The 19,973-nt window shown below is 51.1% G+C and carries 21 protein-coding genes; 8 read left to right on the forward strand and 13 right to left on the reverse strand.

The genetic code is table 11. The features are described from left to right. Positions 1-3: 3 nt before the first annotated feature. The 9 genes from tolB to ruvC all read right to left on the reverse strand — a co-directional run bounded on the left by tolB (position 4) and on the right by ruvC (position 7,162). On the reverse strand, positions 4-1,335 hold the full coding sequence (gene tolB, locus ABXG94_RS07215; RefSeq protein WP_353533176.1) for a Tol-Pal system beta propeller repeat protein TolB: 1,332 nt from the start codon (positions 1,333-1,335) through the stop codon (positions 4-6). Further along, positions 1,332-2,318 (reverse strand): cell envelope integrity protein TolA, encoded by a 987-nt coding sequence (gene tolA, locus ABXG94_RS07220; protein ID WP_353533177.1) that lies wholly within the window; start codon positions 2,316-2,318, stop codon positions 1,332-1,334. Before tolA ends, tolB begins: the two co-directional genes overlap by 4 nt. A gap of 117 nt (positions 2,319-2,435) precedes the next feature. Continuing rightward, a complete protein-coding gene (tolR, locus tag ABXG94_RS07225) occupies positions 2,436-2,903 on the reverse strand; it encodes a protein TolR (RefSeq protein WP_353533178.1) in 468 nt (155 codons plus the stop codon). 3 nt (positions 2,904-2,906) lie between these two features. Further along, positions 2,907-3,581, reverse strand: a complete 675-nt coding sequence (tolQ, locus tag ABXG94_RS07230; RefSeq protein ID WP_353533179.1) for a protein TolQ — start codon at positions 3,579-3,581, stop codon at positions 2,907-2,909. A gap of 110 nt (positions 3,582-3,691) precedes the next feature. Beyond that, positions 3,692-4,081 carry a tol-pal system-associated acyl-CoA thioesterase gene (ybgC, locus tag ABXG94_RS07235; RefSeq protein ID WP_353533180.1) on the reverse strand — a complete coding sequence of 130 codons (390 nt, stop codon included), beginning with the start codon at positions 4,079-4,081 and terminating at the stop codon, positions 3,692-3,694. A 115-nt stretch (positions 4,082-4,196) separates the two neighbouring features. Then, a complete protein-coding gene (locus tag ABXG94_RS07240) occupies positions 4,197-4,835 on the reverse strand; it encodes a hypothetical protein (RefSeq protein ID WP_353533182.1) in 639 nt (212 codons plus the stop codon). A 105-nt stretch (positions 4,836-4,940) separates the two neighbouring features. Next, positions 4,941-5,969, reverse strand: a complete 1,029-nt coding sequence (ruvB, locus tag ABXG94_RS07245) for a Holliday junction branch migration DNA helicase RuvB (protein WP_353533185.1) — start codon at positions 5,967-5,969, stop codon at positions 4,941-4,943. A 3-nt stretch (positions 5,970-5,972) separates the two neighbouring features. After that, a complete protein-coding gene (gene ruvA / locus ABXG94_RS07250; RefSeq protein ID WP_353533186.1) occupies positions 5,973-6,659 on the reverse strand; it encodes a Holliday junction branch migration protein RuvA in 687 nt (228 codons plus the stop codon). Further along, positions 6,656-7,162 (reverse strand): crossover junction endodeoxyribonuclease RuvC, encoded by a 507-nt coding sequence (ruvC, locus tag ABXG94_RS07255; RefSeq protein ID WP_353534017.1) that lies wholly within the window; start codon positions 7,160-7,162, stop codon positions 6,656-6,658. Before ruvC ends, ruvA begins: the two co-directional genes overlap by 4 nt. A gap of 330 nt (positions 7,163-7,492) precedes the next feature. Here ruvC and ABXG94_RS07260 point away from each other — a divergent pair, with 330 nt between their 5' ends. After that, entirely contained in the window at positions 7,493-7,684 is a 192-nt protein-coding gene (locus ABXG94_RS07260) for a DUF1127 domain-containing protein (RefSeq protein WP_353533187.1), read from the forward strand. Between the two features lie 67 nt (positions 7,685-7,751). On the opposite strand, the gene ABXG94_RS07265 is transcribed toward ABXG94_RS07260, so the two are convergent. The 4 genes from ABXG94_RS07265 to ABXG94_RS07280 form a co-directional block, all read right to left on the reverse strand. Beyond that, positions 7,752-8,099 (reverse strand): hypothetical protein, encoded by a 348-nt coding sequence (locus tag ABXG94_RS07265; protein WP_353533189.1) that lies wholly within the window; start codon positions 8,097-8,099, stop codon positions 7,752-7,754. Positions 8,100-8,286: 187 nt separating this feature from the next. After that, positions 8,287-9,156, reverse strand: coding sequence for a 50S ribosomal protein L11 methyltransferase (locus ABXG94_RS07270; RefSeq protein ID WP_353533191.1), 870 nt, complete (start codon positions 9,154-9,156; stop codon positions 8,287-8,289). A gap of 78 nt (positions 9,157-9,234) precedes the next feature. After that, complete coding sequence (locus tag ABXG94_RS07275) at positions 9,235-10,467, reverse strand: MFS transporter (protein ID WP_353533192.1); 1,233 nt, start codon at positions 10,465-10,467, stop codon at positions 9,235-9,237. Positions 10,468-10,558: 91 nt separating this feature from the next. Continuing rightward, the gene (locus tag ABXG94_RS07280) at positions 10,559-12,754 is read right to left on the reverse strand and encodes a primosomal protein N' (protein ID WP_353533193.1); all 2,196 of its coding nucleotides are present in this window, start codon (positions 12,752-12,754) and stop codon (positions 10,559-10,561) included. Between the two features lie 88 nt (positions 12,755-12,842). On the opposite strand from ABXG94_RS07280, the gene fsa reads away from it, so the two are divergent. From fsa to ABXG94_RS07315, 7 genes are all read left to right on the forward strand, one after another. Further along, complete coding sequence (gene fsa / locus ABXG94_RS07285) at positions 12,843-13,496, forward strand: fructose-6-phosphate aldolase (RefSeq protein WP_353533195.1); 654 nt, start codon at positions 12,843-12,845, stop codon at positions 13,494-13,496. Between the two features lie 178 nt (positions 13,497-13,674). After that, positions 13,675-14,382, forward strand: a complete 708-nt coding sequence (locus ABXG94_RS07290; RefSeq protein ID WP_353533196.1) for a DUF484 family protein — start codon at positions 13,675-13,677, stop codon at positions 14,380-14,382. After that, complete coding sequence (locus tag ABXG94_RS07295; protein WP_353533197.1) at positions 14,379-15,293, forward strand: tyrosine recombinase XerC; 915 nt, start codon at positions 14,379-14,381, stop codon at positions 15,291-15,293. The genes ABXG94_RS07290 and ABXG94_RS07295 overlap by 4 nt, the downstream gene beginning before the upstream one ends. Before the next feature lie 144 nt (positions 15,294-15,437). Then, complete coding sequence (locus ABXG94_RS07300) at positions 15,438-16,022, forward strand: ANTAR domain-containing response regulator (RefSeq protein ID WP_353533198.1); 585 nt, start codon at positions 15,438-15,440, stop codon at positions 16,020-16,022. Next, positions 16,019-17,188 carry an ABC transporter substrate-binding protein gene (locus tag ABXG94_RS07305; protein ID WP_353533200.1) on the forward strand — a complete coding sequence of 390 codons (1,170 nt, stop codon included), beginning with the start codon at positions 16,019-16,021 and terminating at the stop codon, positions 17,186-17,188. The genes ABXG94_RS07300 and ABXG94_RS07305 overlap by 4 nt, the downstream gene beginning before the upstream one ends. Positions 17,189-17,454: 266 nt before the next feature. Then, positions 17,455-18,819, forward strand: a complete 1,365-nt coding sequence (locus tag ABXG94_RS07310; protein ID WP_502901684.1) for a CmpA/NrtA family ABC transporter substrate-binding protein — start codon at positions 17,455-17,457, stop codon at positions 18,817-18,819. Between the two features lie 69 nt (positions 18,820-18,888). Beyond that, positions 18,889-19,971, forward strand: a complete 1,083-nt coding sequence (locus ABXG94_RS07315; protein ID WP_353533202.1) for an ABC transporter permease — start codon at positions 18,889-18,891, stop codon at positions 19,969-19,971. Positions 19,972-19,973: the final 2 nt, after the last annotated feature.

A 19,973-nucleotide genomic window follows, 5' to 3' on the forward strand; every position in this document is an offset into this window, starting at 1 on the left:
TCGCTACTGTTGCAAGGGTGACCAACTAGGATCAGATCCACCACCTTGGGTACGCACCGGTTTTAAATTCCGCCCAGAGACATCCACAGAATACAGCGATGCAGATCCTTTGGCTCCCTGCGTTTCTCGGGTAAACATAATGACACGGCCGTTTGGCGACCACGTGGGGCCTTCATCCAGAAAGCTGGCTGTTAACAGGCGCTCTTCACTGCCATCTATCCGCATTACGCCGATATGAAACCGACCTTTATTCTGTTTAGTAAATGCAATCAAATCACCCCGCGGGCTCCAGACCGGTGTCCCATAACGACCTTGACCAAAACTAATGCGTTGTGCTTGCCCGCCAGTCGCCGACATAACATACAGTTGCTGAGTCCCGGATCGGTCGCTTTCAAATACGATTTTATTACCGTCAGGGCTGAAACTTGGGGCTGTCTCGATTGAAGGTGCAGAGGTCAAGCGCGCGCGCCGTCCACTTGCGATATTCATGCGATAGATATCAGAATTACCGCCTTCGGTGATCGAAAAGACAACATCATTGCCGTCGGGGGAAAATCTAGGGGCAAAGCTCATTGTGCCAGCTTGGTCCTCTAACGCTCTGCGTGTCACGCTGCCGACGTCCAAAACAAATACGCGTGGAAAGCCTGTTTCATAAGAGGTGTAGAGTACTCGATCACCAGTCGGCGAGAAGCGCGGCGCAAGCACAATACTGTTGCTGTCTGTCAAAAACTTTAAACCTGCACCATCATAATCCATGATCGCGAGACGTTTTTTCCGATCATTCTTGGGACCAGTCTCGCTGACATAGACCACGCGGCTGTCAAAATAGCCGCTTTCGCCGGTGATGCGGCTATAAACGGCATCTGCCACTTTGTGCGCCATCCTGCGCCACCCGTCGCGCGTGCCTCGAAACCGCAAGCCATTGCCAAGTTCCTGTCCTGAAAACACATCATATACGCGGAATTTAACCGAGATGTTGCCACCTCCGTCGACGCTTACAGCACCAGAAATCAATGCCTGCGCATTTATCGCCTTCCAATCCGCGAACTGCACCGGCGACGCAAAATTTGTAATCGTACTGATAAACGCATCTTTTGGAATCTGGCGAAACAATCCAGTTCCGCTAAGATCGGCAGCCACAACATCAGAAATATCCTGCGCAAGTTGTCCTGCGCCGCTGGTTTCCGCAATGAATGCCGGAACTGCATAAGGAATGGGTTCAATGACGCCCTTAGTGATCTCAATACGCAGAGGACCGCTTTGGGCAATGGCCAAACCTGCAAATTGCAAAGATCCTAAAAGCCCGATTAAGAGCGTCGCAATAATTTTTTTCATCTGCGCCTCATATTCTCCGGATTAAACGTTAATTCAATTTCGCGCCAACTGTCATATTTTTCAGCTGGCAAATTAAAACCACCACGCTGGCAGCGTAAAACGGCGCGACGCACAGCTTCAAATGCTGCACGCGCTGAAGCCTCATCTCCGCCATGTGTACTGATGCGTCTGATTGAGTTTCCGACGATGCTGCCGTCGCGATCAAGTGACATCCCAACCACGACAACGACGTTCGCTGATAGACTGCCAGGATCGATCACCCAACATTGTTCGACCGACACGCGAAGCGCATCTTTTTCACCTTGAGCTAACGGTGGACCGCTTGGTGTTGCGGGTAGATCGGCCATTGCCGCAGCCATCGCTGCGTTTACCGCTGCATCAGTATTGGTTGTTGCACCAGGTTCGCTGGAGACATCAGCTTGGCTTGTACGAGTAGCCGCAGGACGCGCAGCGGGGCGTAGTTTTGGTCGGATTGACTTTATAGGAGCCGAAGCAACCTCGGTTGGCTCAGTGGGTATTTCTGTTGCTGTCTCAGGTCTTGCGGTCGCGTCTTTCTCTTCGACGACCTCTGCGGGCGTGTCCGCAGGCGTTGTCGACACCTGATCCAGCTCTGACAACTGCGCATCAGGTTCGGGTGCGGCCACAGGTTCGGGTGCAATGCGCCGGACTGGTCGCGCAACGGGCCGCACAGAAGAGACCGGCGCGGATGGCTCCGGCTCAATGACTGGATTTTCAACTTCAGGCGGCGTTGCTTCAGGAATAAACACCGGGCTTGGCGCAGAAATGTTTGGTGTCTGATCCGGAAGCGAGGGTGTAGCTTCGTCAGGTTGTTGCAGCTTTGCTGGGGGCACTATCGGCAAAGGATCTTGCGGGGGTTGCGCATCCACTTCGGGAGCCACTGGTTCGTCAACGCTGGTCTTTGCAGAGGGCGGACGTTGTACCGCCTGGATCGCATCAAATTGCTCGGTCGTGATGATATCCACACCAGTCACCTTTGCCGGCTCGGGTTCTGACCGAAAAACACCGCCAAACAGCACCCAACCGATTAAAACCGTGTGGGCGCCAGCTGATATGTAGTGACCGAAATGCAATGGCCCTGCCTACCCGCCCGAGCCGTCAAAAGCAGGCCCACCAATATCAGTCACCAATCCGATATCGGAAAAGCCTCCAGCATTGAGCGCGCCCATGACTTGGACAACAGTTTCATAGGGAATGGACCCGTCAGCGCGCAGATAAACCCGGTCTGACGATCTTTCTGTCGCAATCGCGCGCAGTTTAGGAATCAATTCGTCAAATGGCGTTTGTGTGGTCTGGATTAGCACGCTACCCTCTGCAGTCACCGTGACCGTCAGGGGCTCTTCTTGCTCTCCTGGCAAAGCACTTGCCGCAGTCTTGGGTAGTTCAACAGGCACACCAACCGTAAGCAAAGGTGCTGCCACCATGAAGATAATCAGCAAGACCAACATCACGTCCACAAAAGGTGTTACGTTGATTTCAGCCATTGGCTTAGAGCGTGTTCGGCGGCTTTTTCGCCCCCGGCCCTGTTTTCTAACAACCCCGGCCCCCATGATCTAACTGTCCAATTGGCGGCTAAGAATCGTACCAAATTCATCCGCAAATGCTTCGTATCCCGCGACAATGCGGTCGCTGTCAGCGCTTAGCTTATTGTAAAAAATTACTGCGGGAATCGCCGCCAGCAAGCCCAGCCCAGTCGCCAATAGCGCCTCTGCAATACCCGGTGCGACAACTGCTAGATTGGTATTCTGTTGTTCTGCAATTTCAATAAACGCATTCATGATGCCCCAGACCGTACCAAATAAGCCCACAAAAGGCGCTGTAGAGCCAATCGTAGCAAGCACCGGCAGGCCTTTTTCAAGCTCTTCAGATTCCTTGGCAACCGCCACATCCATGGATCGGTCAATTCGGCTTGTGGCGTTTGCAATCAAACCGCCGTCTTGTCGATGACTGCGCCGCCACTCCATCATTCCAGCAGAAAAAATACGCTCGGCACGCCCATCTGGTTCTGGCCCCAATTCGTCAAACAAACCATCCAAGGGTTCACCCGACCAAAAGGACCGGTCAAATTCGTCTGCCTCTTTTCGGGTTTTCCGATACAGAATGAGTTTTTGTATGATGACAGACCATGACCAAAACGATGCGATAAGTAATACCACCATCACAAGTTTCACGGTCAAAGTGGCGCGCGCAAAAAGCGCCCACATCGAGAAATCGACTGCTGCTTCCATAATGCCTGCTCGTATGTTGCGGCCTTTTCGTGGCCTCTTTTGCGACAAAACTATAGAAGATCCACGGGGAAAGCCATAAGATCTCTCTCAGAAACGCGTTTTTGCCTAGATCAATGCAGCATTAAGCGAATATTCGCCGGAAGTCGCACAGGCTGGCCAGCTTCGTTAATGCAAACCAATGTAACGACAGCTTGAAACAGCAACTCAGCATCACGCTTGACGATCTGCTCCATGACCAATCTTGCAGCGGTTACTGTTATTGGGCGTGTCTCAACCACAAGCTCTTCATCAAATCTTGCGGGTGCCAGATAGTCAGCTTCGACGCGACGCACCGCAAATACCAAGCCTTCTTGCGCCTTTAGGTCCGCCTGATTTATCCCCTTGCCACGCACCCAATCACTGCGCGCACGCTCAATATACTTTAGGTAATTGGCATAAAAGACGATACCAGCCATATCAGTGTCTTCATAATATACCCGCACCGGAAACGAATGCTGCATCTGCCCCTCCTAGGATGTTCCCCTTGGGTTACGAAACCGATTGACCAAATTCAACAGGCATTACTTTCCGGCGACAACCAGATTTTCGGGATTTCCCGCCAGTAACGAGCTTGTTTTAAGCGCCCTGCAATCGTGCAAAAAGCCTATGCGCATGACTGGCATCATCCGAAAACAATGGCATCATGCGATCATATCCAGCCGCAATAACTGCCGAAATCTCTGGCCTTAATATCGTTGCTCCGCTTTCGGGGATCACAGCCAATGGAGATGTTTTTGCAAAGGCGCTGTCGCCCCAAACGACAATTGTTTGCGCTGCTTCCGTCAGTGCAATGGTTTCCGCGGGCATATCGCCCAATGGACCTGACATGCGCAAAAATACAAATGCAGCTTGAATGGCACCATGCTCATCAAATCTAAAGGCACGGTACTGATTGGCATCTGATGCTTTTAAACGCGCCACAATTGCGGGCAAATCCGGAATCAGTTTTTCAAGGTCTGGCACTGCCAACAGCTCGTCCCACTCTTGAAAGAAAAAGAGCATTTGGTTGGCACCCAGCTCTGGGTCTGTCTCTGCCATACGATGACCAGCAAGAGTTACAATTGCCTCGATCGCACCCTTCACGGTCTTTAGGGTGTTTTCTTCGACGCCAAAAACAACCGGAACAATCGGGCGTCCCCAACGGGCAAATCGATATGATCCATCAGAATTAGTAAACAGTTTTTCGATGTGATCTGGCGAGGCGAACAAGCCCATCTATGAAACTCCGATTGGTTATTGTGTGGTTCAAAAAAATCAGAATGCTAATGCCTTGCAATGCTTACTTCTGCAAGCGCAAGAACAGCATCAGGCGCAATTTCTTTAATCAAACATTTTTGCCTGGATGTCGCCAACATCAGGCACGGCAAAACCGAGATGCTTCCAAGCTTTGCGCGCAAGCATTCTGCCCCTTGGTGTACGCTGAATCAGGCCTTGCTGTAACAAAAACGGCTCAATGACCTCCTCGATGGCGTCGCGGCTTTCGCTTAGCGCAGCAGAAATGGTTTCCACACCTACCGGACCACCCGCATAGTTTTCAGCAATAAACAGCAGGTAGCGCCGATCAGCGCCATCTAGCCCCAAATTATCAACACCCAACCGCGTCAGCGCGCTGTCAGCCAAAGCCGTGGTGATCCGCCCGTCCCCCTCAACCAAAGCAAAGTCAACAACGCGGCGCAGCAACCGACCCGCTATGCGCGGCGTTCCTCGCGAGCGGCGCGCAATTTCTCTCGCCCCTCCCTCATCGTCCGGCACCCCAAGTTTGCGCGCGTTGCGCGTTACAATCTCATTCAATTCGTCTTCTGTATAAAACTGTAAACGAGTTGGAATGCCGAAACGGTCCCGCAGCGGCGTTGTTAACAAGCCAAGTCGAGTGGTGGCTCCAACCAGCGTAAAAGGCTGCAGCTCGATCCGAACGGTTCGGGCAGCGGGTCCTTCGCCAATTACAAGATCCAGCTCGAAGTCTTCCATTGCTGGATAAAGCACCTCTTCAACGGCTGGGTTCAATCGATGTATTTCGTCAATGAACAATACATCGCGCGCTTCAAGATTTGTGAGGATTGCAGCCAAGTCACCAGCTTTGGCCAATACTGGCCCAGATGTCAGTCGAAAATTTACACCCAGCTCTCGCGCCATAATCTGGGCAAGAGTGGTTTTTCCCAAACCTGGCGGGCCGTGAAACAATGTATGATCCATTGCCTGACCGCGCTGTTTCGCGGATTCAATGAAGACTCGAAGATTTGCGCGCGCCTCAGCTTGACCGATGAATTCACCAAGACCCTGAGGTCGGAGCGCGCGATCTGCGTCTTCTGGTTGTGGTTCAGGTCGCAAGGTAGGGTCTGGTGTTTGCATCTCTTACCCCTTTGGTGCGAGCAATTGCAAAGCAGCTTTAATCAAAGCAAGCGTATCAAGCTCATTCTCCCCGCTGGCGGCCTCGGCCACCGCTGCGGCTGCATCGCTTGGCCCATACCCTAAATTAGACAAGGCAGAAAGAGCCTCGGCTTGTGCAGCCGCACTAGAAGATGCAACTGAAGTCGTCGCATTTGACTTTGCTGGCTTGGCGATTGATTCAATCACATCTATATCTTGAGCAATGTCTTCTCCGGCCGCTTGTTGCAGCGTGCCGCCAAGTGCCATTACTGCAGGTGCCTTGTCCTTCAACTCAAGCACAACACGCTGGGCGGTTTTAGGGCCAATTCCTTTGGCTACCTTGATCGCAGCAACATCTCCCAGCGTTATTGCCCGACCAACACCTTCTGGACCCAATGCACCTAAAATGGACAGTGACGCCTTGGCCCCAATTCCCTGCACCGATGTGAGCAACCGATGCCATTCTTTTTCCAGCAAAGTCGGAAAGCCAAACAGCTGCAGCAAATCTTCGCGGACAAGCATTTCGGTATAAAGCGCTGCTATTTCACCATTTCCTGGCAGCCCCATCAGCGTGCGCTCCGAACAATAAACAATATAGCCAACGCCGCGCACATCGATCAAAATATGATCAGCGGTGCGATACTCTATCCGGCCCGATAACTTACCGATCATGAATTCGCCTTCCTTAAAGCCCGCTCAAGGCTGTTTGATGCTTTGGCATAATGCGCATGACAAATTGCAATCGCCAACGCATCTGCTGCGTCAGCCCCTTTTATTTGAACCCCCGGCAATTGAAGTTTTACCATATGCTCCACCTGGTGTTTCTCAGCGTGACCGACACCAACAACGGTCTTTTTAACTTTGTTTGGTGCGTATTCACCAATGGAAAGGCCTGCTTGGGCTGGCACCAACAATGCAATGCCGCGTGCTTGCCCCAATTTCAATGTTCCAGCACCATCCTTGTTAACAAATGTTTGTTCGATTGCCGCGTGATCGGGCTGATGCAGGGCCACAACATCGGTAAGCTGCTCATGAAGCGACAACAAGCGCGCAGCAAGATCTTTTCCTGTTGAATGACATATGCCGTTGGCTACGTGGCTAATTCGGCTTCCGCTTACGTCAATGACCCCCCAGCCCATATTTCGAAGCCCGGGGTCAATTCCCAATACACGCATATAAACTGCTCCTGCCTTTATCTGGCTTTTTTCATCGATAGCACAAAACAAGAACGAAGGCCAAGCCACCTTTCGAGCTGATGAGTCGCGATCTACACGCTGAAGTGATATTTTTAAGACGACAATTTCGGCTATCGGCCCGATGCCAAGCATAGCCGAAGCAAACATCCTCAAGTATTTTCTTTTACTTTCAATAGCTTAAATCAAAAGCAAGCTATGCAATGCAGTCATAGCCGACATGTTCTAATTATGCTTGCGAATTAAGCAACCCGCTACTAAATCAGGCTCAAGACACACACAGACCATAACTCAGACAAAAGGAAAAATGATATGGCCGCTATTGAAAATACTTACGCACCTTCCGCTTTCGCTGGCCGTTTCGGAAAAACGTTTGTCTCTATCGTCTCCCGCTTTTTCGCATGGAACGAAACACGTAAAACACGTGCAGTTTTGGCTCAGCTGACTGACCGTGAGCTTGCAGACATTGGCTTGTCTCGCTCTGCGATCATCGAAATCCAATAAGCCTATTCAAAAAAACAAAAAAAAGCCGCGGTCGAGATTTCGACCGCGGCTTTTTGTACTTATTACCCTAGAAAAGCCCGCGAAGGCTTTGCGCAATCGTTAATGAAATTCGGTCAGGTTGCATGGTCCATCCGCCAACCGTTGCGACCAGCGAGTTTGAAGCTGATAGCTCCTCTATCTTCGCTGAATAATTGCTGGTTCCAATCTCTGCAATCATAAGCCCTTTAAGGCCAAAGAACCCGATTGCAATCAACAACATTCCGATCATTGGAAAACCACGACGCCGTCGATATCCACGCACTATCACATAGCCGTCCGTATCAATAAATGCCGAACGGGGCACGCTAGATGCTTTGTTACGCTGCTTGGAAAGGCGGCGGAGGCGGAGATCAAAATCAACTTGTTGATCGGTCATGGCAATTCACTTCGTTTGGCCCCCACCAAACAAGGCCACAATCCCTCTAAAATGTGGCGAAACTATGGCACTTTGGGAAAATCTTCACAAAACCGCCCGATTTCCACCGCGATGCAGTCTGATTTCAAACCCTTGAAACAAAAAAAGGCGACCCTTTGGTCGCCTTGGGAAGGGCCTAGGTGCCAAATTAATGACGGCGCAGGGTTAATGTTGTCCATTCGCCAATTTCTTCACGCACATGCACTTCAAATCCTTGCTCAAGATATGCGGCGACCACATCCTCGGCTTGCTCATTCAAGATTCCTGACAATATCGCGAAACCGTCTTTCATTATGTTGCGCCCCATGTCCGGGGCAAGCATCACAAGAGGTGCCTTCAGGATATTTGCAAAAACCAGATCAAACGGCGCTTTCTGCAATAGTTCGGGATGATCAAATCCTGCAGCCTCATAGCAAATAACGCGGCGCTGCAAATTGTTAGCTCTAACATTGGCCTTGGCCACGTCGACCGCGACCTCGTCGATATCACTCACAAAAACGGTATTCGGCCAGACGCGTGCAGCCGCCATGCCAAGGACCGCTGTTCCGCATCCAATATCGGCCACCTTTGTGCCTTCAAAGCCTTGGCCTATCAAACGATCCACAGCTTTTAAACAGCCAAGAGTGGTACCGTGGTGCCCTGTGCCAAAAGCCATAGCAGCCTCAATCAAGAGAGGCTCACACTCTGCGGGCACTTTGTCGGCATCATGGCTACCATAAACAAAGAACCTTCCTGCCTGAACCGGCGAGAGTTCGCGCTTCACTTTGGCAACCCAATCCTCGTCAGGCAGCTCTGAAATTGCAAAGGGCTTCGCACCCAAAGCAACTTGCAATAGTGTTAGCGATGTTTCATCAGGACGCTCGGTGAAATAGCCGCCAACTTCCCAAAGCCCTGATCCATCTTCGATCTCAAATACCCCGACCCCGGTGGGCTCTGGGTCAAGGTTTTCCATTGCAGAAGCCAGGCGGTCGGCACTTTCTTTGCCTGTCACAGTGGTCAAAGCGGTGAAAGTTGGCATTGTCCGTCTCCTATTGGGTTTAATGCGGCCTAGTCACCCATGCCCTAAAGGTCAAGCAGAGGCAGGTAACCGTGCGTATTATTCTGCGGCAACCCCAGCAAACCATGACATACGCGTTTCGTTGCCTTTTTCAGGGTGACGCGGGATCAAAAGAGCCAGCGCAAACGATACAAACGCCATACCGGCGGCAAGGACGAAGACCGCCCCGGGTGAGAACAGCCAAAGCAAACCAAGCAATGCCGGCAAGAAAACCGCTGCAATATGATTGATGGTAAAAGCTACTGCCGCAGTGGGCGCTATATCTTGTGGATCGGCAATTTTCTGAAAATAGGTTTTAAGCGCTAGAGCCATCGAAAACAAAAGGTGGTCTACGACATAAAGACCCATCGCCAACACAATGCCCCAACCAAAATAGTAAAGCCCGCCATACGCTAGGAACACGGCGACAAGCCCTGCATACTCCACTAGCAAAGTGCGCTGTTCACCAAAGCGCGATACGACGCCACCAACGAGAGGCGCAAATGCCATATTAGCCACCAAATTGATCAGATATAACCCTGTCAACTCATGCACATCAAAGCCGAATTTCTCGACCATCATAAAGCCCGCAAAGACAACAAATATTTGGCGGCGCGCACCAGCCATAAACTGCAACGCATAATACAGCCAGTATCTGCGTTTAAGGACAATTTCTTTGACTTGAATCGTTGGGTTTTCAAATTGCGGAAAGACCAATAACGCCACTAATGCGATTAAGGCTGTCACACCACCGGAAGCCAAGAATACAAAATTGTAGCTAAGTCCAAGGCTTTCCCAGGTCATAACAATCAAGACATAAACAACCAAGGTGCTCGCAGAAGCGGTCGCTGTGATCCACCCTAACATCTTGGGTGCGCGTTTTTTATCCAACCATTGTAGCTGAAGGGACTGATTGACGGTCTCGTAGTAGTGAAAGCCAATCGAGCTAAGAAGCGTTATCATCAAGATACCGCCAAAGGTGGGGAACCAGGCGGTAACCGCCGTTGCGCCGCCCAGCAAGATCAGCGAAACCAATCCGAGTATCTGCTCACGTATTATCAGTATTACAAAAATCACGCCAAATGCCAAAAACCCTGGAATTTCGCGGACTGTGTGCAACCAGCCAATATCGGCACCATCAAAATTTGCGACTTCGATGACAAAATTATTTAGCAGCGCAAACCAAGTGGAAAACGCGATTGGCAGGGCTGCGGCAAGGACAAACAGCAAAATTGTCGGCTGTCTCCAGCGGGGCAACTCTGCTACGTCGCTTAGTGAAATCTTTTCAAACATAACCTGCGAGTACGCTTGTTTTTTGCAATTTGCGAGGAAAAACCAACTGCGCAAATGCTGCAAATATGCACAATAAGGTCGCGCTTTTGTTTTAATAAAAGTTTTGCGGGTCAATATCGACGGCTAATCGCAAATCTCCTTTGATCGGAAATTGAGAAAGCCATTTGGTTAGTGCAGGCTGTAGCTGGGCTGTTTTATCTGCTTTGACCAACAACCGCACACGATGTCGTCCTCGAACACGGGCAATTGGTGCCGGTGCTGGTCCAAAGACTTGAGCCCCAACTTGCCGAAGGGCTTGATCGTTCCTAGCAAGTGCGTTTCCCAGATCGAACGCTAATTGCGGATCTGGCGATGATAAAATAATGCCCGCCATACGGCCATAGGGGGGCACAACAGCATGCCTGCGCGCGGCCGCCTCTGCTTTCCAAAATGCCTCTTCGTCGCCTGCAAGAATTGCGCGAATAACCGGATGTTCAGGCTGAAAGGTCTGCATCATTGCGATGCCCTTGCGCTCAGATCGACCAGCACGCCCAGCAACCTGGCGCATCAACTGAAAGGTGCGCTCTGCTGCACGTAAGTCAGAGCCTTGTAATCCCAAGTCCGCGTCAATGACCCCAACAAGTGTTAACAGCGGAAAGTTATGTCCCTTGGCAACAAGCTGGGTTCCAATGATGACATCCGCGCCGCCGTCGGCAATCGCCGCTATGCCCTCTTTTAATGCCCGCGCCGACCCAAAAAGATCAGATGACAATACTGCTAGGCGGGCATCAGGGAATTTCGCTTGCGCTTCTTCTGCAAGCCGTTCAACGCCCGGTCCAACCGGTGCCAATTTGCCCTCGACATGACAGCTTGGGCACGCTTCGGGCATGGGTTTGCTCTCGCCACATTGATGGCAAAGCAAGCGCTTTTGAAACCGGTGCTCTACCATCCGCGCATCGCAGTGGTCGCACCCGACCTGGTGACCGCACGCCCGACATATTGTCACTGGCGCATAGCCGCGCCGGTTGATGAACAACAGCGATTGTTCACCCTTGGCAATACGTGAATTAACCGCGGCTTGGAGGCTTGGTGATATCCAATTGCTAGACGGCAGTTCCTCGACTCGCATATCGATAGCGGTCATTTCAGGCATGACAGCGGGGCCATAGCGCGATGTCAACTCTATCCGATGATACTTGCCAGCATCCGCATTTGCCCAACTTTCCAAACTTGGAGTTGCGGATGCCAATATCACTTGTGCGCCACAAATACTTGCCCGCAAAACCGCCATGTCGCGAGCGTTATAAAGCACTCCGTCATCTTGTTTATAAGAGGTATCGTGTTCTTCGTCGACAACAATCAATCCAAGATCTTGATAAGGCAGGAACAAAGCTGACCGCGCACCAATCACAACCTGTGCGCCGCCTTGGCCCACCATCTTCCAGATACGCCGACGTTCTGTCATCGTAACACCCGAGTGCCATTCAGCAGGTTTTGCCCCGAACCGTGCTTGAATGCGGGTTAAAAACTCGGCGGTTAGGGCGATTTCAGGCAACAACACCAGAGCTTGCCGCCCCTTTCGTAGGCACTCTGCGACTGCTTCCAGATAGACTTCTGTTTTGCCCGAGCCGGTAACACCGCGCAGCAAAGTAGTGCCATAAGTACCTGTTTGGATACGCTCCCGGATGTTTTCTGCAGCAGCCTTTTGGTCCTTCGTCAATTCCTTGCCGCTATGCTCTGGGTCCATTTTTAGAAAAGCCGTATCGCGGGGCGAATCTTCTTCAAGCACCACGCCTTGCTTGACCAGCCCTTTGACAACTGATGACGTCACACCCGCCATTTCGGAAAGTTCTTTTAGAGTGAACGAAAGGCCACCATATTCAGTCAAAGTTTCCATAACGCGGCGACGCGCATCGGTTTGCCTGTCGGGGGTGCCGGAACCCAATCGAAAAACTTTTCGCATCGAAGGTGGGTCTGAAAGGCCCGGTGCACGAGTCGCCAGTCGCAACATCGATGGCAATGAAGTCAGAGTGTACTGTGCAGCACGTTCGACAAAGCTCCGCATTTCAGAGCGCATTGGGGCCACTTCAAGAACACGAATCACAGAGCGCACTTTGGCAGGATCCCAGTCACCACGACCTGCCCCCCAAACCACGCCTAAAACCTTGCGTGGTCCCAGCGGCACCTCGACAAAAGCGCCAAGCCAAAGCCCACCAGCCGGTGCTTTGTAGTCAAGCACACGGTCCAAGGGCTGAGTTGTCAGTACACCGACAAGCGCCCCTTCATCAAAGAAGTCAACTTCTCCCAATTCAACCTCGGCTATAGGGGTTTCAGCACCTCATACAATGAGATAAACGATCTGCAATAGAAGGCTAACCCATCAAAGGATGATGTCCATGAAATTCTTCGTTGATACTGCGGAAATCGATGCAATCGCTGAGCTTAATGATCTGGGCATGGTGGATGGCGTCACAACCAACCCATCTTTGATCAAGAAATCCGGTCGCGACATTATCGAAGTGACCAAAGAAATCTGCGCATTGGTCAAAGGGCCTGTATCTGCTGAGGTGACCGCAACCGACGCAGAAACTATGATTGCCGAAGGTCGCAAACTCGCTGAAATTGCTGAAAACATTGCTGTCAAAGTACCACTGACTTGGGATGGGCTCAAAGCGTGCAAGACGCTGACTGACGAAGGTAAAATGGTCAATGTGACGCTTTGCTTTTCGGCCAACCAGGCCATTCTTGCGGCCAAAGCCGGTGCCACATTTATCTCGCCATTCATTGGGCGTTTAGATGATATCAACTTAGACGGTATGGATCTTATCGCGGATATTCGCAACGTTTATGACAACTATGGATTTGAAACTCAGATCTTGGCCGCATCCATCCGCAGCGCAAACCATGTTCTGGAAAGTGCGCGTATTGGGGCAGATGTTATGACAGCACCACCTGCCGTAATCAAAGCCATGGTCAATCATCCGCTAACAGACAAGGGCCTTGCGACATTCCTTGACGACATCAAGGCGGCAGATATTAAAATTCTGTAATATCGCGCTTCGCCCAAACGATTAATTCATATTTCCAGTTCGGGCGCGGCGATACCATGGCCGAGGGGCGAAGCCCCTCGCCCACCCTCAGAAGCGGTTCGCCGCTCTTTTGCCAAAAAACTGCAGAAATCCTCGGGGCCTTCTGATAAGGTTTCACAAAAGACAGATGGCACGAGCAATGACCAACACCTTAAAAATTGAAGAAACGCTACGCGACAAGATCATTTCCCAACCGGAAGCGATTCTTGATGATCCTGATCTAATGAACGCGCTGATTGCAGCTAATGAACGCGCGATGGGTGGAAATATTGTGGATCTACGCGGTATCGCCATGGAGCGTCTTGAAGCGCGCCTTGATAGGCTCGAGGACACCCATCGGAGTGTGATCGCGGCGGCCTATGAAAACCTAGCGGGCACAAATCAAGTTCACCGCGCGATATTGCGCATGCTGGACCCTCTCGAATTCGAAGCGTTTCTAACGGATTTGGATGGAGAAGTTGCAGAGATTTTGCGCGTCGACTGCGTGCGACTTGTTTTGGAAACGGAACAAAACGATCAAGATGCCGCGTTACGCAAGCTGGGCGACGTTTTGTCCGTCGCCGACCCTGGTTTTGTGGACGCCTATTTGACCTATGGGCGAAACATTCCTGCCAGACAAGTCACCTTGCGGCAGGTCGACGCGGGCAGTGACAGTATTTATGGTGAAAAAGCCAGTTTCATGAGGTCCGAAGCCTGCTTAAAGCTTGATTTCGGTGAAGGCCGGCTTCCGGGTATGTTGGTGATGGCATCCGAGGATCCTCACCATTTTTCACCGCAACAAGGCACAGATCTGCTCACTTTCTTTTCCGGCGTTTTTGAACGTGCGATGCGACGCTGGTTGTCATGATATCTGCAGCGGCCTCTGACGCACGCGACACTTGGCTCGCGTCAGAGAAAGCGTTGAAAGGCGCTTCAGAGAATACACTCAGTGCATATTTTGGTGATGTAACGGAATTCTTGGCCTTTATCACGGAGCATAAGGGAGGCCAGCAAGGACTAGGTCCCCTTTCTCAGCTGACCGTGTCTGACATGCGATCTTGGATGGCGCGGATGCGCTCCGCAGACATCGGCCCGCGCTCTTTGGCCCGTAAACTTTCCGCTGTAAAAAGCTTTTTTAGGTGGCTTGCTGAACGTGAAGGCTTTGATCCTACTGCGGTTTTAAGCACCCGCGCACCTAAATTTCAAAAAAAGCTGCCTAGGCCACTCGCACCTGATGCGGCGAGAGCCGTGATCGAAAACGCTGAACTCCAATCTGAAAAAGGCTGGATTGGCGCCCGTGATACAGCCGTAATTACGCTTCTTTACGGCTGTGGATTGCGCATTTCAGAAGCTTTGGGCCTTAACGGCTGCGACGCACCTCTGCCGGAGGTTCTTCGCATTTTGGGTAAAGGTGGCAAAGAACGGATCGTACCTGTCATTCCTGCGGCACGCCATGCGGTTCAGTCATATCTTGAGCTTGCGCCGTTTGAGAACGAACCCACTGGACCGCTTTTCCGAGGAGCACGTGGCGGCAGACTGAATGCCAGGCAGATACAAGGTGTAATGCAAAAAATGCGTGCGCAATTGGGGTTACCCGCCACAGCTACGCCACATGCCATGCGCCACAGTTTCGCCACCCATTTACTAGAAGCTGGCGGCGATCTACGCGCTATCCAAGAGTTGTTGGGGCACGCGTCACTCTCAACCACGCAAGCTTATACAGCGGTCGACACGGCGCGATTGATGGAAGTCTATAACAAGGCGCACCCAAAAGCATAGAGCGCCTAGAATTTCCGCAATATTGCAAATATCCGCACAATAATTAGCCTTTCCGCATCAAACCCGCACATGTCTAACGCACTAGCTCGCCATTTGCGCACTGGTGCCTAAGGGTCTCTCTGTTCTAGTAAACCGAGACAGCCCGTGGCAAAGACCCTGACAATAGTGATCGTTGAAAACGATAAAGCCCGCGCGATGGCAATCGTCGACGGATTGCGTGAAACTGGTGATCACAAAATTCATGTTCTTGCAGAACAAAGTGGGCTCGCCCGCTCAATAGCAAAACTGTCACCAGATGTTGTCCTAATTGATGTAGCCAATCCTTCGCGCGATTCAATCGAGGAGCTGGCGCTAGCCTCGGGTCCGTTAGACCGCCCAGTTGCTTTCTTTGTCGATCACAGCGACGCGCGTATGACAAAAACCGCTATCGAAGCTGGCGTCTCTGCCTATGTCGTAGATGGGTTGCAAAATGATAGAATTAAGCCGGTTCTTGATGCTGCAATCGCTCGGTTTCAACTTTTTCAACGCATGCGAATTGAGCTCGAGACCACAAAACGAGCCTTAGAAGAGCGCAAAATTATCGATCGAGCCAAAGGCATGCTCATGAAAGCGCGTGGGCTATCGGAAGACGAGGCTTATGCGTTGTTGCGAAAAACGGCGATGGATCAAGGCAAACGCGTGGCAGATATTGCGGTCGCTTTAGTCACAGCAGCGGATCTACTCTCATGACACAATATTGTGTCAAAGCTGGCTACATGCCGTTGGTTGATGCCGCCCCCTTAATCGTTGCTAAGGAGCTTGGTTTTGCGAACGAAGAAGGCCTGCGCTTAGATTTGCAGCCCGCACCAAGTTGGTCGACCCTGCGTGACAGATTGCTTTTTGGCCAAATTCAAGCGGCGCATATGCTCGCCCCTGTTCCTATTGCTTCTGCAATCCAAGACAATTCGGGATTGCCAAAATTGGTTGTCCTTTCTGGACTTTCATCAAACGGAAATGTTTTTGGCGTCTCGAAAAAATTGCGGACGCGATTGAGGGCCAACGGACTGCTATTTGACTTTGAAAATGCTAAGCTCGCTGGAGACGCATTGGCAGACCTGCATGTGCCCCTGAAAATCGGTGTGCCCTTTGCACTGTCAATGCACGCAGAACTCGTCACGTTTTGGCTCACAAAATCAGGCCTGCAACAGGGGCAGGATTTTCAAATTATAGCGGTCCCACCTCCTTTGATGGCGCAAGCAATGCAAGATGGTATATTGGATGCCTTTTGCGTCGGCGAGCCTTGGGGCTCGGTGACCGTTGCAACCGCAGATGCAGGATTAATGCTACCTAGTGTGGCCATTTGGTCCAACGCACCTGAGAAGGTCTTATCAGCGCGCGATGGTTGGGTTGGCGAAAACCCTGAGTGCGTGAAGCGGTTGATGCGCGCCGTCTGGCGCGCTGGCGAATGGCTCGCCAACCCAGATCATCTTACAACTACAAGTGAAGTTTTGGCGCGTTCCGAATATTTGGGCATCCCTGCGGAAACCATTGATTGCGCACTTTGGGGACGCATGATCATCAATCAAAACAACGATATACGTACAACGCCGAACTTCCTTAAGTTTAATGGTGTTGACACCTGCTTCCCATGGAAATCCAGAGCCAGCTGGATTGCAGAAAGACTGGCCAACCGCTTAAACCTTGACCCAACCGCTTCTATTGCGAAATCGCGAGAAATCTACCGCAGCGACTTATACCGTGAAAATCTGGGGGCTTTGGGGGCTGACCTGCCACTGTCGTCATCCAAAATTGAAGGCGCACTGGATGGACCTGTCGAAGTATCTGGCGTCAGCAAAAGCCTGATTCTCAACCAAGATCAATTTTTTGACGGCACAATTTACGACCCCGGTCAGTAATTCTGCCCATTTTTTTTGCATTACAGAGAATTATTGCTGCAATGCAGCAAGGAAAACTCTCCTAAGGTTCGCATTTCAAAAATATCACAGCATACTCAACTCAGCAGCGTGACAACGAAGTCGCGCCAATCTGTGAAATTCCCAATGTTTGGGAACTCCTGAGCAAAGCCGCTCGACACCTTGGCCCCTCCTCCTCCCTGGGCCCGGACTGTCGGCGGTTTTTTTTTGCCCATTAACCTGGATGGGCCCAATAAAGGACGAAAATGATGAAACCTATTGCTTCCTTCCTTGCTGCGACAACGATGATGGTCAGCCCCGCACTTGCCGAATTGGCACTAGAGAAAGACGAGCTAACCTTCGGATTTATCAAGTTGACTGACATGGCGCCTCTCGCCGTTGCTTATGAGCAAGGTTTTTTTGACGACGAAGGTCTCTTTGTGACGCTCGAAGCACAGGCCAATTGGAAAGTGTTGCTGGACGGTGTTATTGATGGCCAATTGGCGGGTGCACATATGTTGGCAGGACAGCCGATCGCAGCCACCATTGGTTTCGGCACCAAAGCACACATCATCACACCATTCTCCATGGATCTAAACGGCAATGGCATCACCGTATCCAACAAGATCTGGAGTGAAATGGAACCATTTGTTCCCAAAATGGCAGACGGACGTCCACAACATCCAATTTCAGCAAGCGCTCTAAAACCTGTAGTTGAACAATACGCCTCCGAAGGTAAGCCCTTTAATATGGGAATGGTCTTTCCTGTTTCGACCCATAACTACGAATTGCGCTATTGGCTCGCTGCCGGCGGAATTGAACCTGGCTTTTACAGCCCTGAAAACATCACAGGACAAATTGGTGCAGACGTTCTATTGTCAGTGACCCCCCCTCCGCAAATGCCTGCGACAATGGAAGCCGGTACAATTTTGGGCTACAGCGTGGGTGAACCCTGGAACCAACAAGCAGTTGCCAAAGGCATTGGTGTCCCGGTGATCACCGACTACGAACTTTGGAAAAACAATCCAGAAAAAGTTTTCGGCATTTCTGCTGAATTTGCTCAGGAGAACCCCAACACCACATTGGCGGTGGTAAAAGCTTTGATCCGCGCCGCCATGTGGCTTGATGAAAACGACAACGCCAACAGAGAAGAAGCTGTGACCCTGCTGAGCCAGCCAGAATACGTCGGTGCTGATAGAGATGTCATTGCCGCTTCAATGACTGGGACTTTCGAATACGAAAAAGGCGATGTGCGAGCTGTGCCCGATTTCAACGTTTTCTTTCGTTATAACGCAACTTATCCATTCTATTCCGATGCGATTTGGTACCTCACGCAAATGCGCCGCTGGGGTCAAATCGCAGAAGCAAAGCCAGACAGCTGGTATGACGAAGTTGCAAAATCGGTATACAAGCCCGAAATCTACTTAGAGGCAGCAAAGCTATTGGTAGACGAGGGTTTGGCAGACGCCAAAGACTTTCCGTGGGACAGCGATGGCTACAAAGCTATGACGCCCGCAGAAGATATCATTGATGGTATCCCTTATGATGGTCGCGCGCCCAACGCTTACCTTGAAAGCTTGCCTATCGGTTTGAAGGGCAATCAAAAAATCATTGCATCAGAAATCCAAGGCTAACCCCTTGTGTGACAGCGGACCAACCCTGCGTTGGCCGCTGTCCACACTCTTAATACACAGGATCCCAAAATGACCGCCACCGACCCGCAAGCCGTCGCAAGCCACGAACGCGAAGCAAAGCGCGCGCGCCTCTTTACTCGAATTAACAAGGCTGATTCATGGTTTCAGGTCTTTGGACTTTCCTGGATTACGCCAATTTTGAAAGCCGCCGCCGGGGATAATCCCAAAGCCCAGCTAAAAGAAATCTGGAGATTACTATGTGTTCCATTGATCGCGATTGCATTGTTTTTAGCGCTTTGGGCGACGCTGGCCCCTAAGGTTCAAACTTCCTTGGGTGCGGTTCCCGGCCCTGCTCAGGTCTGGAGCGAGGCTGTTGGTCTGCATGAAGATGCAAAAATCAAAGCGGCAAAAGAAGCGAAGTTCAATGATCGTGTGGAAGCACGTAATCAAAAGTTCATTGAGAAAGGCGAGCCCGAAAAAGTTAAGCACATCGCTTATACTGGAGCTCCGAGCTATTACGCGCAGATTTGGACATCTATCAAGACGGTCTTTTTTGGCTTCTTAATCGCCACCGCCATCGCTGTGCCTGTCGGAATTATGGCGGGACTGAGCCCAATGGCAAACTCGGCTATCAATCCAATAATCCAGATTTTCAAACCCGTCTCGCCCCTAGCTTGGTTGCCTATCGTGACCATGGTCGTTTCGGCGACCTATACTGCAGATGACGGACTTTTCTCAAAATCCTTCCTGAACTCTGCAATCACCGTAACGTTGTGCTCGCTATGGCCAACACTGATCAACACAGCTTTGGGTGTGGCAAGCATCGACAAAGACCTGGTGAGCGTTTCTAAAGTATTGAAAATGAACACTTGGACAAAGATCACCAAGCTGGTGCTGCCTTCGTCGCTGCCCCTGATCTTTACAGGGTTGCGCTTGTCATTGGGCGTGGGTTGGATGGTTTTAATCGCCGCTGAAATGCTCGCACAAAACCCGGGTCTAGGAAAATTCGTTTGGGACGAATTCCAGAATGGATCCTCTAGTTCACTCGCGAAAATCATGGTTGCGGTTTTCACAATCGGCATCATCGGCTTTATGCTGGATCGTTTGATGTACGCGGTGCAATCCCTGTTCACATTTAGCGCGAACCGGTGACC

It is taken from the genome of Cognatishimia sp. WU-CL00825 (assembly GCF_040364665.1).
Classification (GTDB): Bacteria; Pseudomonadota; Alphaproteobacteria; order Rhodobacterales; family Rhodobacteraceae; genus Cognatishimia.